The organism is Serratia sp. TSA_7 (assembly GCF_052692135.1).
On the sequence record NZ_JBQZFU010000007.1, the window covers coordinates 19,265 to 33,878 of the forward strand.

12 protein-coding genes are annotated in these 14,614 nt (G+C 60.9%); 8 read left to right on the forward strand and 4 right to left on the reverse strand.

The annotated features are described in order from the left end of the window. The first annotated feature begins 17 nt into the window (after positions 1-17). Positions 18-623 (forward strand): GNAT family N-acetyltransferase, encoded by a 606-nt coding sequence (locus ACUTQW_RS19390; RefSeq protein WP_006327155.1) that lies wholly within the window; start codon positions 18-20, stop codon positions 621-623. 16 nt (positions 624-639) lie between these two features. On the opposite strand, the gene ACUTQW_RS19395 is transcribed toward ACUTQW_RS19390, so the two are convergent. Then, positions 640-1,065: a GNAT family N-acetyltransferase gene (locus tag ACUTQW_RS19395; protein ID WP_006327157.1), complete on the reverse strand. Its 426-nt coding sequence runs from the start codon at positions 1,063-1,065 to the stop codon at positions 640-642. Positions 1,066-1,291: 226 nt separating this feature from the next. On the opposite strand from ACUTQW_RS19395, the gene ACUTQW_RS19400 reads away from it, so the two are divergent. From ACUTQW_RS19400 to ACUTQW_RS19430, 7 genes are all read left to right on the forward strand, one after another. Next, on the forward strand, positions 1,292-1,657 hold the full coding sequence (locus ACUTQW_RS19400; protein ID WP_037431537.1) for an ArsC family reductase: 366 nt from the start codon (positions 1,292-1,294) through the stop codon (positions 1,655-1,657). Then, on the forward strand, positions 1,654-2,781 hold the full coding sequence (gene dapE / locus ACUTQW_RS19405; RefSeq protein ID WP_064799082.1) for a succinyl-diaminopimelate desuccinylase: 1,128 nt from the start codon (positions 1,654-1,656) through the stop codon (positions 2,779-2,781). Before ACUTQW_RS19400 ends, dapE begins: the two co-directional genes overlap by 4 nt. Next, complete coding sequence (locus ACUTQW_RS19410; RefSeq protein ID WP_006327163.1) at positions 2,778-3,452, forward strand: M15 family metallopeptidase; 675 nt, start codon at positions 2,778-2,780, stop codon at positions 3,450-3,452. The genes dapE and ACUTQW_RS19410 overlap by 4 nt, the downstream gene beginning before the upstream one ends. Before the next feature lie 2 nt (positions 3,453-3,454). After that, complete coding sequence (locus ACUTQW_RS19415) at positions 3,455-3,646, forward strand: YpfN family protein (protein ID WP_004951808.1); 192 nt, start codon at positions 3,455-3,457, stop codon at positions 3,644-3,646. Positions 3,647-3,909: 263 nt separating this feature from the next. Next, complete coding sequence (locus tag ACUTQW_RS19420) at positions 3,910-7,197, forward strand: transglutaminase family protein (protein ID WP_020439550.1); 3,288 nt, start codon at positions 3,910-3,912, stop codon at positions 7,195-7,197. Positions 7,198-7,303: 106 nt separating this feature from the next. Beyond that, positions 7,304-9,796, forward strand: a complete 2,493-nt coding sequence (locus ACUTQW_RS19425) for a circularly permuted type 2 ATP-grasp protein (RefSeq protein ID WP_006327167.1) — start codon at positions 7,304-7,306, stop codon at positions 9,794-9,796. Next, positions 9,793-10,719: a transglutaminase family protein gene (locus ACUTQW_RS19430; protein ID WP_004951814.1), complete on the forward strand. Its 927-nt coding sequence runs from the start codon at positions 9,793-9,795 to the stop codon at positions 10,717-10,719. The genes ACUTQW_RS19425 and ACUTQW_RS19430 overlap by 4 nt, the downstream gene beginning before the upstream one ends. A gap of 38 nt (positions 10,720-10,757) precedes the next feature. On the opposite strand, the gene ypfH is transcribed toward ACUTQW_RS19430, so the two are convergent. From ypfH to ypfJ, 3 genes are all read right to left on the reverse strand, one after another. Continuing rightward, on the reverse strand, positions 10,758-11,447 hold the full coding sequence (gene ypfH / locus ACUTQW_RS19435) for an esterase (RefSeq protein ID WP_445654935.1): 690 nt from the start codon (positions 11,445-11,447) through the stop codon (positions 10,758-10,760). Between the two features lie 111 nt (positions 11,448-11,558). Beyond that, entirely contained in the window at positions 11,559-13,553 is a 1,995-nt protein-coding gene (locus ACUTQW_RS19440; protein WP_006327175.1) for a tRNA(Met) cytidine acetyltransferase TmcA, read from the reverse strand. A 76-nt stretch (positions 13,554-13,629) separates the two neighbouring features. Then, complete coding sequence (gene ypfJ, locus ACUTQW_RS19445; protein WP_004951822.1) at positions 13,630-14,496, reverse strand: KPN_02809 family neutral zinc metallopeptidase; 867 nt, start codon at positions 14,494-14,496, stop codon at positions 13,630-13,632. Positions 14,497-14,614: the final 118 nt, after the last annotated feature.

The window sequence follows — 14,614 nt, forward strand, 5'->3', positions numbered from 1 at the left end:
AGGGGAAATAGAGGCAAATGTCCGACTCATCCTGGCTTATCGAAACCGAGCTGAAAAGCAAAACCGTCAGCCTGATCCCGCTGCGTAAAGAACATGCGGCGGCGCTGGTGGAGGCGGCCGCCGATGGGTGCCTCTGGGAACTTTGGTTTACTTCGGCGCCCAACGAAAGCACCGTCGATGATTATGTCGATTTCGCCCTGAGCGAACAGGTCGCCGGGCGGGCGCTGCCGTTTGTCGTGGTGCATAACGACACGCAAAAGATTGTCGGCACCACCCGCATTTGCAATGCCGATGGGCACAACCGCCGCGTTGAAATTGGCTATACCTGGTACGCCAAAAGCCATCAGAGAACCGCCGTCAACACCGAGTGCAAACGCCTGCTGCTCGGCTATGCGTTCGAAACGCTGGCGGTGATTGCCGTTGAATTTCGCACCCACTGGCACAATCACGCATCGAGAACGGCTATCGCGCGTTTGGGCGCCAAGCAAGACGGCGTGCTGAGAAACCACCAGAAAAATGCGGATGGCAGCTATCGCGATACGGTGGTTTTCTCGATCATCGACCATGAATGGCCGATGGTTAAAAAAAGTCTGGAGTATAAATTACGCCAGACCAGAGAGTGATTGCCGCGGGTCAAAGTTATAAGGTCTTCGACATAAAGATTCGGCTGGTGCCTGCCGGTAGGCAAGGCACTTCGCCAAAGCGCGTCCACCCGTTCAGTTCGTAAAACCTCGGTGCCTGGAAGCTGATGGTGTACAGCACTGCGGAAACGCACCCCCTACGGCGTCCTTCCAGCTCGAAGCGGCGCAGCAGTTCGCTGCCCAGGCCAGCCCCCCGCATTGATGCAGGCAGGTAAAACAAATCCACAAACAGCAAGCCCAGCGAAGAGCGCCCGGTAATGCCGCCAAGCACTTCACCGCTGATCGGGTCTTTCACCGTCACGGCCAGCGGGCGACGATCGCTGCTGCCGGTCACCTCATCGTTATACTGATTCAGCCCTTCCGCGATCAGCGCTTCTATTTTATCGACGGCGTACTCGGTGGTTTCGATACGGTATTTTTCCACATTACTCTCTCCGATAGGATGGCAGGCTGCCGCATTCAGATTAGCAAACATTCGCCGCACTGAATGCGGCCCGAATTTTTTCGCCCTTTCCCTGGTTTTCGGACCATTGGACGGTGGAACTCCCCGCCATTTTTCGGCATGCTGGGCGCTGGTTTTCATTTTACCGCCACGGCGGTTTACCACTGGCGCCATGCCGGTGTTGGGTTGCAGAGAAGGTTCTTATTCCATGACGTTGACCATGTACGGCATCAAAAATTGTGACACCATCAAAAAAGCGCGCCGCTGGCTGGAAGAGCAAGGCGTGGCTTATCAATTTCATGACTACCGCGCCGACGGGCTGGATGAACAGCAGTTGCGCGGGTTCGTCGAACGTCTGGGCTGGGAACCGCTGCTGAACACCCGCGGCACCACCTGGCGCAAGCTGGATGAAGCGCAGCGCAACGCCTGCGACAATGCCGATGCGGCCATCGCGCTGATGCTGGCGCAGCCGGCAATCATCAAACGCCCGCTGCTGGACGACGGCAAGGGGCATGCCCTGCTCGGCTTCAGCGCCGAAGGCTACCAGCAATTTATTTCTGAGGTTACAGCATGATTTGCCCGGTTATCGAACTGGCTCAACAGCTCATCAAACGCCCGTCCCTCAGCCCGCACGATGAAGGCTGCCAGGCGCTGATGATTGAACGTCTGGAAGCGATTGGTTTTACCGTTGAGCCGATGCCCTTCGGCGACACTCTGAACTTCTGGGCCTGGCGCGGCGAAGGGCAAACGCTGGCGTTTGCCGGCCACACCGACGTGGTGCCCACCGGCGATGAAAAACGCTGGGACAACCCGCCGTTTGAACCCACCATTCGCGACGGCATGCTGTATGGCCGCGGCGCGGCGGACATGAAAGGTTCGCTGGCGGCGATGGTGGTGGCGGCGGAGCGCTTTGTGGCGGCCAACCCGCATCATGGGGGCCGCCTGGCGTTCCTGATCACCTCCGACGAAGAGGCCAGCGCCACTCACGGTACGGTGAAAGTGGTGGAAGCGCTGATGGCGCGCAACGAGCGCCTGGATTATTGCCTGGTCGGCGAGCCGTCCAGCACCGAACGCGTCGGCGACGTGGTGAAGAACGGCCGCCGCGGTTCGATCACCGCTAACCTGCACATTCACGGCATTCAGGGCCACGTCGCCTATCCGCACCTGGCGGATAACCCGGTGCATCGCGCCATGCCTGCGCTCAATGAGCTGGTGGCGACCGAGTGGGATCGCGGCAACGAGTTCTTCCCGCCGACCAGCATGCAGATCGCCAACGTACAGGCCGGCACCGGCAGCAACAACGTGATCCCGGGCGAGATGTTCGTCCAGTTCAACTTCCGTTTCAGCACCGAGTCAACCGACGCGACGATAAAACAACGCGTGGAAGAGCTGCTGGAGCGGCATCAGCTGAACTACAGCATCGAATGGCGTTTGTCCGGCCAGCCGTTCCTGACCGCGCGCGGTGCGCTGGTGGACGCGGTAGTTAACGCCGTCGAACACTATTCTGAACTGACGCCGCAGTTGCTGACCACCGGCGGGACCTCGGACGGCCGCTTTATCGCCCAAATGGGGGCGCAGGTGGTTGAACTGGGGCCGGTCAATGCGACCATCCACAAGGTCAATGAATGCGTACACGCCGCCGATTTGCAACTGCTGAGCCGCATGTATCAGCGCATCATGGAGCAGTTGGTCGCATGATCACGCCCACCATGCTGACCGGGCTCTCGACCGAACACCTGGCGCCGCTGAGCGGTCACCATCGCCTGCAACCCGCAGCGGTAACCGCGTTCCTCGCCATGCAGCAGGCGGCGTTGGCGGCCGGGTTCGATCTGCAACCCGCCAGCACATTTCGTGATTTCGATCGGCAACTGGCGATCTGGAATGGCAAATTCTGCGGCGAGCGCCCAGTATTAGATAAAGACAGTCGACCGATCGATATCGAGACGCTGTCCGCCGCCGAACGCTGCGAAGCGATCCTGCGCTGGTCCGCCCTGCCGGGCGCCAGCCGCCATCACTGGGGCAGCGATCTGGACGTGTACGACCCTTCGTTGTTGCCGGAAGGGCAAAAGCTGCAGTTGGAGCCGTGGGAATATGAGGAAGGCGGTTACTTTTATCCGCTCAATCAGTGGATGACGGAACATATGGCAGAATTTGGCTTTTACCGCCCGTTCACCGAAGGCGGCGACGGCGTGGCGGTAGAACCCTGGCATCTGAGCTACCGGCCGCTGGCGCAGGAAGCCGAGCATCTGCTGACGCCTGCGCTGCTGCTGGCCGCTTGGCAAAATAAGGACGTTGCCGGTGCCGAATGGCTTGAACGCCATCTGCCCGCGATATTTTCACGTTTCATACGCAGTGAAGGAAAGGAGTAAACATGCAATGGTTAGCTGACTACTGGTGGATTATCCTGCTGATTTTAGCCGGGATGATCATCAGCGGGATCAAAGAGCTGCGTCGCGTCGACGTAAAACGTTACCTCGCCGATAAGCCGGAATTGCCGCCACACCGCGATAATAACGCCCAGTGGGACGACGAAGACGACAACTGGCCGAAGAAAAAACCTTAACCGCCTGTGTGCGCCGTCCCCCGAGGGCGGCGCTTCATTTTCTCCTCTTTCCCGCAGAAAAAAGAATCGACTTCTCAAAAAATTGCCTCTAGATTTAACCCTAATTGGTTAACGTGATGGTCATCACACTCCCAGCAGTTAAAACGGTCTGAATACAGACGGGGGTTAACCAAAGCACCACCCTCCACGGTAACGGCTACAGCATGGCATCAGCAGACTGATGTGACCCGATTTCAGATTCCCCTATTCTGAGGCTCGAGCTTATGGCTATTAATATTGCGCTAAACCACGTTACCGAATATCGCTACGACCGACGCATCAACCTGGGTCCCCAAGTCATACGCCTGCGCCCTGCCGCACACAGCCGTACCTCCATTCTGGCCTATTCGCTGAAAGTGACCCCGGAAAATCACTTTATCAACTGGCAGCAGGATCCTAACGGCAACTACCTGGCCAGGCTGGTGTTCCCGGAAAAAACCGACCACTTCCGCGTGGAAGTGGATATGCGGGTTGAAATGTCGGTGATTAACCCCTTCGATTTCTTCCTGGAGCCGCAGGCGGAACATATTCCGTTTTGCTATTCGGAAGAGCAGAAAATCGAACTGGCGCCCTATCTGCACTGCCAGCCGCTGACCCCCGAGCTGGAAAGCTACCTGAGCGGTATCCCCGATGAAGCCCAGCGCAGCGCGGAATTCCTGGTGGCGATCAACCAGCAGTTGCAGCAACACATCGGTTACACCATCCGCATGGAACCGGGCGTACAGACGCCGGAAGAGACGCTGACCCTGCGCAGCGGTTCGTGTCGCGACTCCGCCTGGCTGCTGGTACAGATCCTGCGCAACCTCGGGCTGGCCGCTCGCTTCGTGTCCGGTTATCTGATTCAGTTGACGCCGGACGTCAAATCGCTGGATGGCCCGTCGGGGCCGGAGGAAGACTTTACCGATCTGCACGCCTGGACCGAGGTTTACCTGCCCGGTGCCGGTTGGATTGGCCTGGATCCCACCTCCGGGTTGTTTGCCGGTGAAGGACACATCCCGCTGGCCTGCACGCCGGAACCTTCCAGCGCCGCCCCCATCAGTGGCGCGATTGATGAGTGCGAATGCGAATTTGAGCACCTGATGGCCGTCGCCCGCGTGGACGAAGTGCCGCGTGTGACCAAGCCCTACAGCGAGAAACAATGGCAGGCCATCGACGCGCTCGGTTATCGGATTGACGGCGATTTGCAGGCCAACGGCGTTCATCTGACGATGGGCGGTGAGCCGACGTTCGTCGCCGTCGACGATCCTGACGGCGATGAATGGAATACCGACGCTCTGGGGCCAACCAAGCGCCTGCGTGCCGCCGAGCTGTTCCAGCGTATGCGTGAGCGCTACGCCCCCGCCGGGCTGGTGCATTTTGGTCAGGGCAAATGGTACCCCGGCGAGCAACTGCCGCGTTGGTCACTCAACTGCTTCTGGCGCCGGGACGGTGAGCCGCTGGCCGATCCGGCCATGTTTGCCGATGAACGCGAACCTTCTGCGGTCACCACCGGGCAGGCGGCGGATTTCCTGCAACGCGTCGCGCAGTATCTGGAGGTTTCCGGTCAGCATATCTTCCCGGCTTATGAAGACCCGCTCTACTACCTGTGGCGCGAACGGCGTCTGCCGGACAACGTCGATCCGTCGGATTCCCGGTTGGAAGATCCGCTGGAGCGAGCGCGGTTGCACAAGGTGTTTGAACAAGGTCTGGGGGCTATCATCGGCCACGTTCTGCCACTGGCCAGAGAAGAGAACCAACCGTGGCAAAGCGGTTCCTGGTTCCTGCGCAGCGAGCACTGCTACCTGCTGCCGGGCGATTCGCCACTGGGTTACCGCCTGCCGCTGGATTCCCAACCCTGGGTGCATAAAAGCGACTATCCCTACATTCACAGCGCCGATCCGCATCAGTCTTTCCCGACTCTGCCGGCCTACCGCCAACGGCTGCAACCGCATTCATCCGCAGCCGACCATGACCAGCCTCAGCCGGTAACCCAGCGCCCGGAGCAAAAACAGTCAGCGGACTGGATTACCCGCACCGCGCTGTGCGCCGAGCCGCGCAACGGCATTCTTTATCTATTCATGCCGCCGACGCGCACACTGGAAGACTACCTGCAGGTGGTGGAGGCCATTGAGGCCACCTCGCTCTCGCTGGGCATTCCGGTGGTGCTGGAAGGTTACGAACCGCCTTCTGACCCGCGTCTGACCTGTTTTCGCATCACCCCCGATCCCGGCGTCATCGAAGTCAACATTCAGCCGGCGGCCAGTTGGGGCGAACTGGTGGAGCAGACCACCTTCCTGTACGACGCCGCGCGCCAGTCGCGCCTGACCACCGAAAAGTTCATGATCGATGGCCGCCATACCGGCACCGGCGGCGGCAACCATATGGTGATGGGCGGCGCCACCCCGGCGGAAAGCCCGTTCCTGCGCCGCCCGGACGTGCTGCGCAGCCTGATCGGCTATTGGCATAACCACCCGTCGCTGTCCTATTTGTTCTCGGGCCTGTTTATCGGCCCGACCAGCCAGGCGCCGCGCATTGACGAGGCGCGTAACGACTCGGTCTATGAAATGGAGATCGCCTTTAGCCGCTTCCCGGAACCGGGCGAGGAAGCGCAACCCTGGCTTATCGACCGCCTGCTGCGCAACCTGTTGATCGACTCCAGCGGCAATACCCACCGGGCGGAGTTCTGCATCGACAAACTCTATTCGCCGGATGGCCCCAGCGGCCGCCTTGGGCTACTGGAACTGCGCGCTTTTGAAATGCCGCCGCATGCCCGGATGTCGCTCACCCAACAGTTATTGCTGCGGGCGTTGCTGGCCCGTTTCTGGCAGCAGCCTTATCAACCGGAGCGGCTGCGTCGTTGGGGCACCGAACTGCACGATCGCTTCATGTTGCCGCACTTTGTGCGTCAGGACTTTAACGACGTGCTCGCCGAACTGCGTGAATTTGGCTACCCGTTTGAAGCCACCTGGTTCGACGCACACTTTGCCTTCCGCTTCCCGCAGCATGGCGAATTTTCCGCCGACGGCGTCCAGGTGCAAATCGATCATGCACTGGAACCCTGGCATGTGATGGGCGAAGAAGGTGCAAGCGGCGGAACCGTGCGCTATGTTGACTCATCCGTCGAGCGTCTGCAGATCAGAGTCACCGGGTTTAATGACGACCGCCACCAGGTGACCGTCAACGGCCGCCCGGTGCCGCTGCAACCCACCGGCAACGTCGGCGAGGCGGTCGGCGCCGTTCGCTACCGGGCATGGCAACCCGCAGCCAGCCTGCATCCCACCATTGGCGTACACGCGCCGCTGACCGTGGAACTGGTGGACACCTGGATGCAACGTTCGCTGGGCGGCTGCCAGTACCACGTCGCCCATCCGGGCGGACGCAGCCACGATACCCACCCGATCAACGCCTATGAGGCGGAGGGCCGCAGGCTGGCGCGTTTCTTGCAAATGGGTCATACGCCAGGAAAGTTAACCATCGAACCCCAGACGCGCAATCCGAACTTCCCGTTCACGCTCGATTTGCGCTGGAAATAGGGGTTCGATACCGAGGAGGGCGCAAGTCGGTACCAGGAAGGTGCCGGCCTGCGCCGCAAGGGAGTTGCCGTCGCAAGGCCTCATGGAAAACGGGAACGCAATGCCTATGCCGCAATCACTATTTACCCGCTATCGCCACTCGCAAGCGCACTATGACGAGCTGTTTGCCGGCGAGGCAACCTTTCGCCCGCACTGGCAGCGTTTTGCCGCCGAGCTGGCCGCCTATCCGGACGAACAGCTGCAAAGCCGCCTCAACCACGTGGCGCGCCAGATTTTCGAAAACGGCGTCACTTATAACGTCTACGCCGATCCGCAAGGGGTTAAACGCCCCTGGGAACTGGACCTGCTGCCGCAAATTATCCCCCACGACGAATGGCAGCAGATAGAATCCGGCATTGTCCAGCGTGCGGAACTGATGAACCGTATTCTGGCCGACGTGTACGGCGAGCAGACCCTGCTGCGCGACGGCCTGCTGCCGCCTGCGCTGGTGCATGGGCATGCCGGTTTTCTGCGCCCGGCGCACGGCATTCGCTGCCCGGGCAACGTTTACCTGCATCTGTACGCCGTCGATTTGGCCCGTTCCGCCGATGGCCGCTGGTGGGCGCTGGCCGATCGCGCCCAGGCCCCTTCCGGCGCCGGCTACGCGCTGGAAAACCGCACGGTGATTTCCCGCGCCTTCCCGGAACAGTTCCGGGACCTGAAAGTGCAGCGGCTGAATACCTTTTTCCGCACGCTGCAACAGAGCCTGCGCCACTGGGCGCCGTTCGCCGCCGGTGATGGCGAAGCCCCGCACATCGTGGTGTTGACCCCCGGCCCTTATAATGAAACCTATTTCGAGCATGCCTATCTGGCGCGGCATCTGGGATTCCCGCTGGTGGAAGGCCAGGATCTGATGGTGTCCCAGGGGCGCGTCTGGCTGAAAACCCTGGACGGCCTGCAGCGCGTGCATGTGATTTTACGGCGGCAGGATGATGACTTCTGCGATCCGCTGGAGGCGCGTCCCGACTCTTCGCTGGGCATTCCGGGGCTGATCCAGGCGGCGCGAGAGGGCCAGGTGCTGATCGCCAATGCGCTCGGTTCCAGCCTGATTGAAACCGGCGCGCTGTACGGCTTTCTGCCAAACCTCAGCCAACAGATCCTCGGGCAGCCGCTGCTGTTGCCTTCGGTCGCTTCCTGGTGGTGTGGGGAAAGCACCGCACGGGAAACGGTACTGGAAAACCTGCCTAACCTGATTGTCAAAGGCGCTTTCCCGCAGTTGCGCATCAGGACCTGCATCGCCGGCGATCTGAGCGCCACCGAGCTGGCTCAGCTAAAGGAACGCATCCGCGCACGCCCTTACAACTATGTCGCCCAGGAGTTGATCGGCCTGTCGCAGGCGCCGGGTCTGTCCCCGCGCCCGCCCTACCAGTTGCAAAACCATGCCACCTGCCTGCGGGTATTCGCCGTCGCCACCCCGGACGGCTACCGGGTGATGCCTGGCGGCCTGACCCGCATCTCCGGCCCCAACAGCCGCCAGATCGTGACCATGCAGCAGGGCGGCGGCAGCAAGGATACCTGGGTGCTGGCACCGCCTTCCGCACCGCCGCCACGGCCCGGCGTGCTGAGGCAAGAGTTGCCGCCGAGCGGCCACAGGCTGTCGACGCGGATGATTGAAAACTTGTTCTGGCTGGGCCGCTATACCGAACGCTGCGACAACATCGCTCGCCTGTTGCGTACCACCCTCACCCTGCGGCTCGACGAAGACGAAGGCAGCGAACAGCAGCATAAGGCCGTGATGCAGCTTTGCCTGCACTACGGTCTGTTGCCGAACGACGAAGCCTCTCCGCTTGAAGAACTGGCGCCGCAACAGTTGAACGCCCTGCTGCTGGAAGCGCTGTTCAACCCGGAAATCTCTCAGGGGTTTGCCGGCACGTTGCAGCAACTGCTGCGTATCGGTTTTCAGTTGCGTGAGCGGCTTTCGCTGGACAACTGGCATATCCTCAACCGACTGGCCAAGGATCTGGAACAGCGCCATCAGGCCCAGCGCTGGAACCTGGCGGAGGCGCTGGCGTTTCTCGATCAGGCGATCGGGCATATGATGGCGCTCTCCGGTTTTGCGCTGGACGGCATGACGCGTGACGTGGGCTGGCGTTTCCTCAGTATTGGCCGTCGGCTGGAACGCCTGCAACAGGTGACGCATATGCTGACGCTGGTGCTGGACGATGACGAAGTGCGCGACGCCGGGCTGGAATGGTGGCTGGAGTTGTGCGACAGCACCATCACCTACCGCTCCAGTTATCCGCAACGGCCGGAGCTGGTCACCGCCCTGCCGCTGTTGTTGACCAGCCAGGAGAATCCGCGCTCGGTGATGTTCCTGCTCAAGGGGCTGGTGGAGTACTTGAAAAAACTGACCGACCAGTTCGGGCCTTTTACCGATCAGGCCATTTTCGATCTGCCGGAGAAAATGGCCGGCCTGGGTAATGCCGGGTTTGCCGGCGGCCTGCAACCCTTGTCAGAATCGGTGTCGCAGTTGCAACTGGCGCTGGACCGGCTGTCCGATCAGATTGGCCTGCGCTTCTTCAACCATGGCCCCCACTACAGCACGGGAAACGACGAATGAGCCAGAGCCAAACTCAAACTGCCGGCCAATCTCTCACGCCCGCCGACGGAAGCCGCTATAGCGTCAGTCACGTGACCGAATACCAATACAGCCTGCCGGTGCCGCATTCGCGCCAGTTGCTGCGGCTGTCGCCGCGCAATCTGGCCTGGCAACAGTGTCACGCTTCGCGGATCCAGGTCGATCCGCAGCCCGATGAATGGTTTGAACTGGACGATTTTTATGGCAACCACCTGGTGCAATTCGCTCTGCGAACCCCGCATACCCAACTGACCGTCCGGGTGGATTCGCAGGTGCTGGTCCTGCCGCACGCCGCGCAGTGGGTGGCGGAAAACAGCCTGTCCTGGGAGCGGGTACGCCAACAGTTGGCCAATGGGGGAACCGAAGTGCTGGATCCCATTCAATACCTGTTTCCTTCCACTTTTATTCCCATCGATAGCGCACTGAGCCACTACGCCCTGCCAAGCTTTACCCCGGAACGGCCGCTGCTGTCGGCATTGCTGGATTTTACCGGGCGCATTTTCAACGACTTTACCTTTGATCCGACGGCCACCACCATCGCCACGCCGGTAGTAACCCTGTTGCGGGAGAAGAAAGGGGTTTGTCAGGACTTTGCTCACCTGCAAATTGCCTGCCTGCGTTCGCTGGGGTTGGCGGCACGCTATGTCAGCGGCTATATCCTCACGCAGCCGCCGCCGGGGGAGGAGCGAATGATTGGCGCCGATGCCTCTCACGCCTGGGTGTCGGTGTATTGTCCGCCCTATGGCTGGGTAGATATCGATCCGACCAACAATGTGTTGGCCGATACCCAGCACATTACCGTGGCCTGGGGCCGCGATTTCGGCGATGTCAGCCCGATGCACGGCATTATTTTTGGCGGGGGCGCTCACCAGTTGGACGTTCAGGTTACGGTGATGCCGCAATGACAGCGGGCGCAGCATAGCCGCGCCCGTCAGGGAGAATATTAACGAAAGGCGATCAAATCGCCGCGTTTGCCAAACAGCGCTTCATCCCAGTAGCGTTGAGGTACGTAGTAGTGCAACCGCTCGAGGGCATTATTCATCATGCCCTGATTGATGCCATGCCCGACGCCCTGCTCCACGTCCAGCGTGAAATCCACGCCGATGGCCTGCAACCGTTCCGCCGCCGCTTTGGCGTGCTGCACGGCGATAACCGCATCCTCTTCGCCGTGGATCAAATGCACGACGCTTTCGCCGAAAGCTTGCTCCGGCAAGCTGGCAAAGCGCCCGCTGAAAGCCACCACGCGGCCGGCCAGTTTAGCTTCCGCTTTCAAGGCTTCCAGCGCCATGATCGATCCCTGAGAAAAACCGACCAACGCGATCCCGGCGTAACCGACGCCGCTCTGCTGTTGCCAGTACCGCACGGTTTCGACGAACTGCGGCATGACCTGTGCAATGCGCTCGGCGCGGTTCTCTTCGGTCACGCCCTGCACCGAGAACCATTGGCGACCCTTGCCGTTATCGAAAGCCTCGGGGCCGCCAATGCTGACGACCAGCGCCTGCGGGAAATCTTTGGCGAAGTAGCTGCCGATTTCGCCCATTGCCACCGGGTTATCGCCGACACCGTGAAACAGCAAGATCAGCTGTACCGCCGGTGTTGCCGGGCTTTGGACAACGAAATGCTCATGTTTCATGGTGACTCCTCGTCTTCATCAGATGTCGCCCGGAGGCTCCGGGCCGTTGGCGCCTACTATACGCCGTCGAGACATCAGGAAAATCGGGTTTTATTGAACAACATTGTCGATTTATTGCAATGACTGCGACTGCGCCCAGTTGCGCCAGCGCAGGCAGTGCTGCGCATCCAGCTGTTCGAGCGCCTGCGCCGCCTCGTGCCGCCAGTGGCGCAGCAAGGCTTTTTGGCCACTGAGACCAAACTGCGTCACGCAGTCTGCCGTCGTCCTTTGCTGTTGCAGATGCCCGCGCAGCGCGGGCAGCGGCAGGCCGCTCGCCAGCAGCAAGCGTTGCAGCGCGCCCAGGCTGGCCTCCAGCGGCCGATGGGCGAAGGAAAATCCGGCCAGTTCACGCCAGTCGTCCTCACTCAACTGCGTATCGCCGTCATCGCCGGTGATCTCCAGTTGCAGATCAACCCGTTGCTGCAACCAGCGCCAATCGCGCGCCAGGTGCTTATGCGCCGCATGCCGCAGCGCCTCACCCTGCTCGCTCAACGCCAGGATGGCCATGGCGGTATAACAACCGCTGCTGGCCTCCGTCTTGCTGCCGATGCGCACCAGCTCAAAACCGCAGGATTGCCAAAAACGCCACAGCGGTTCGGTGTAGCCAAAACTGACCGAAAGGAAATCCAGCCCCTGTGCCCGTTGGCGCTGCTGCGCGATCAGGCTGCGGGCAATGCCCTGTTGGCGCAAGGCGGGCAGCACCGCAATGCGGGTAATGCGGCGCGAACGCAGCGTCGGCGCCCACCACTGGCCGCCATGCGCCGCCAGCGACTGAGCCACCAGGTTACCGCGCGGCCGCCGTCGGCCAGCCCAAACCTCATGCGCCAGTTCGGCGCTCAGGCCCCCTTCATCCACCAGCCACAACGCGCCAACCACTTCTTCTTCCACCTGCGCCACGCCAAAGTGCATGCCGGGGGCATCCATCAGCCGCCGTAGATCGAGCGGCGTGGTGCGGTAATGGGCGCTGCTCAGCAGAGCGTAAAAGCGCGTCAATCGTTGGGGATCGGCGCACAGCGCGTTCTGTTCGACCAGATTGAAACTGGCGGCCTGCGCGGTCGCCTGCCATTCCGGTTGTTCATTGAACAACAGAGCATTATCTATCACCCGTTCCAGCGCATCGCCCGCAGCCCAGCGCATGGGGTGCTGTAAAGCTAACGGCCGGAACGACGGTAGCCCGGCACAAAACTTCAGCAAAAATCCCCGGCCGGTGCCTTCATAGCCCTGTACCGTGGTAGTCAGCAAGACACGGGGGAAATAACTGACCAACCGCTGCAACAGCGGACCTGGAATAGCCGCCGCTTCATCCACCAGCAGCCAACCCACGTTGCTGACGTCATGCTCGCGGCAATGTGCCAGCAGCGCGTCCGGCGCCCAGAACTGCGCTCGCCCCTGCGCCCATTCGCCGGCGACGTCGGTGGCGGCACGGCTCGGCCCGGTCATCCAGCAGGTGAGCGGCGTATTCGCCACCAGCATGCCTGCCAGCGTTGACTTGCCGCGCCCCCGTGCCGCGGTCAGCACCCAAACGCCCACCGAGGCATTCAGCAGTCGTTCCAGCAGCCTTTGCTGTTCTGCAGTGGGGTGGCCATCGGGTGCCTGCCAGGGCGGGCGCTCCGGCAATGCCGCCAACGCCAGCGCCTCACCCTGTCGCCAGAGCGTGACTTCGCTGTCCGCCGCCAGATGGCGTTGCAGATGACGGATAAAATACGGGGTGGTGATAGGCTGCGGACAATCGCTCCAGCGCAGGCTGTCGGCGTCCGGTTGCTGATGCCATTCACGCCAGGGCGGCGTCAGCAACAACAGCCAACTGCCGGCGCGCAGCGTGCCCGCCAGCGCTGCCAAGGCTTCAACATCCAGGCCCATTGTCGCGTCAAACACCGCATGCAGCCGCTCTTGGCCCAACAGGGTTCGCACCGCGCCGCTCGCCAGAGGTTGCAAGCCGGTTGGCGGGTTTTCTCCCACCCACGGCCAGTCGCCCGGCAGGCTTGCAGCCAGCTGTTGCGCTTGTTGGCGGCACCATTGCGGCTCACCGCTGAGCACCAGCAGGCGCCTGATGCCCTGCTGCCGCATGAGTTGTTGCATTGCCTGTAGCAAGGCTATGTTCCCACCTAAAAAAAATGCCGGAGTCAGGCTCCGGCAGGGTATATCAACGGGATGCGAAGGTGTTGCAGGTGTTCGGATCGCCGCTGTCGAAGCCCTGTTTAAACCAGGTGTAACGCTGTTGCGAGGTGCCGTGAGTGAAGCTGTCCGGCACTACGCGCCCCTGGCCCTGCTGCTGTAAACGGTCGTCGCCGATCGCCTGCGCGGCGTTCAATGCCGCCTGCAAGTCACCCTCTTCCAGCATCTGCTGCTTCTCGGCATATTTGCCCCAAACGCCGGCAAAGCAGTCTGCTTGCAGTTCCATTTTTACCGACAGGCGGTTCACTTCAACCTGGCTGGCACCCTGTTGCATCTGACGCACTTTAGGCTCAATGCCCAGCAGGTTCTGCACGTGGTGGCCGACTTCGTGCGCCACCACGTAGGCCTGCGCAAAGTCACCGCCGGCGCCCAGCTTGGTTTTCATATCCTGGTAGAACGACAGATCGATATACACCGTTTTATCGCCCGGGCAATAGAATGGCCCCATCGCAGACTGGCCGGTGCCGCAGTTGGTGCGCGTCACGCCGCGATACATCACCAGTTTGGGCGGTTGATAGGTTTTGCCCATACGCTGGAAAACTTCTTTCCAGTTATCTTCGGTAGAAGCCAGCACTACCGAGGTAAACTTGGCCAACTCATCGTCTTTTGGACTGATGCTGGCGCTCTGTTGCTGAGTTTGCGGGCTAACGTCACCGCCGTTCAACAGCGGTGAGAGATCGATGCCGTAATAGCCGGCCACCAGCACCACCACCAGAATGACGATGCCGCCTTTGCCGCCGATTGGCGCGCGAAAGCCCCCGCCGCCGCCCAGACCTGAAGACTCCCCGCGACGATCCTCAACATTGTCACTTTCCCGACGCCCTTGCCAACGCATAAGTAAACTCCAGATTAGGTTTTTAATAATCGTAGGAAACTAGCCCACTGATTGCCATTATAAATGGTTAACGAGGCGGGAAATGTAGAATTTTTCTGGAAATGCAGGCGGAAGGGAA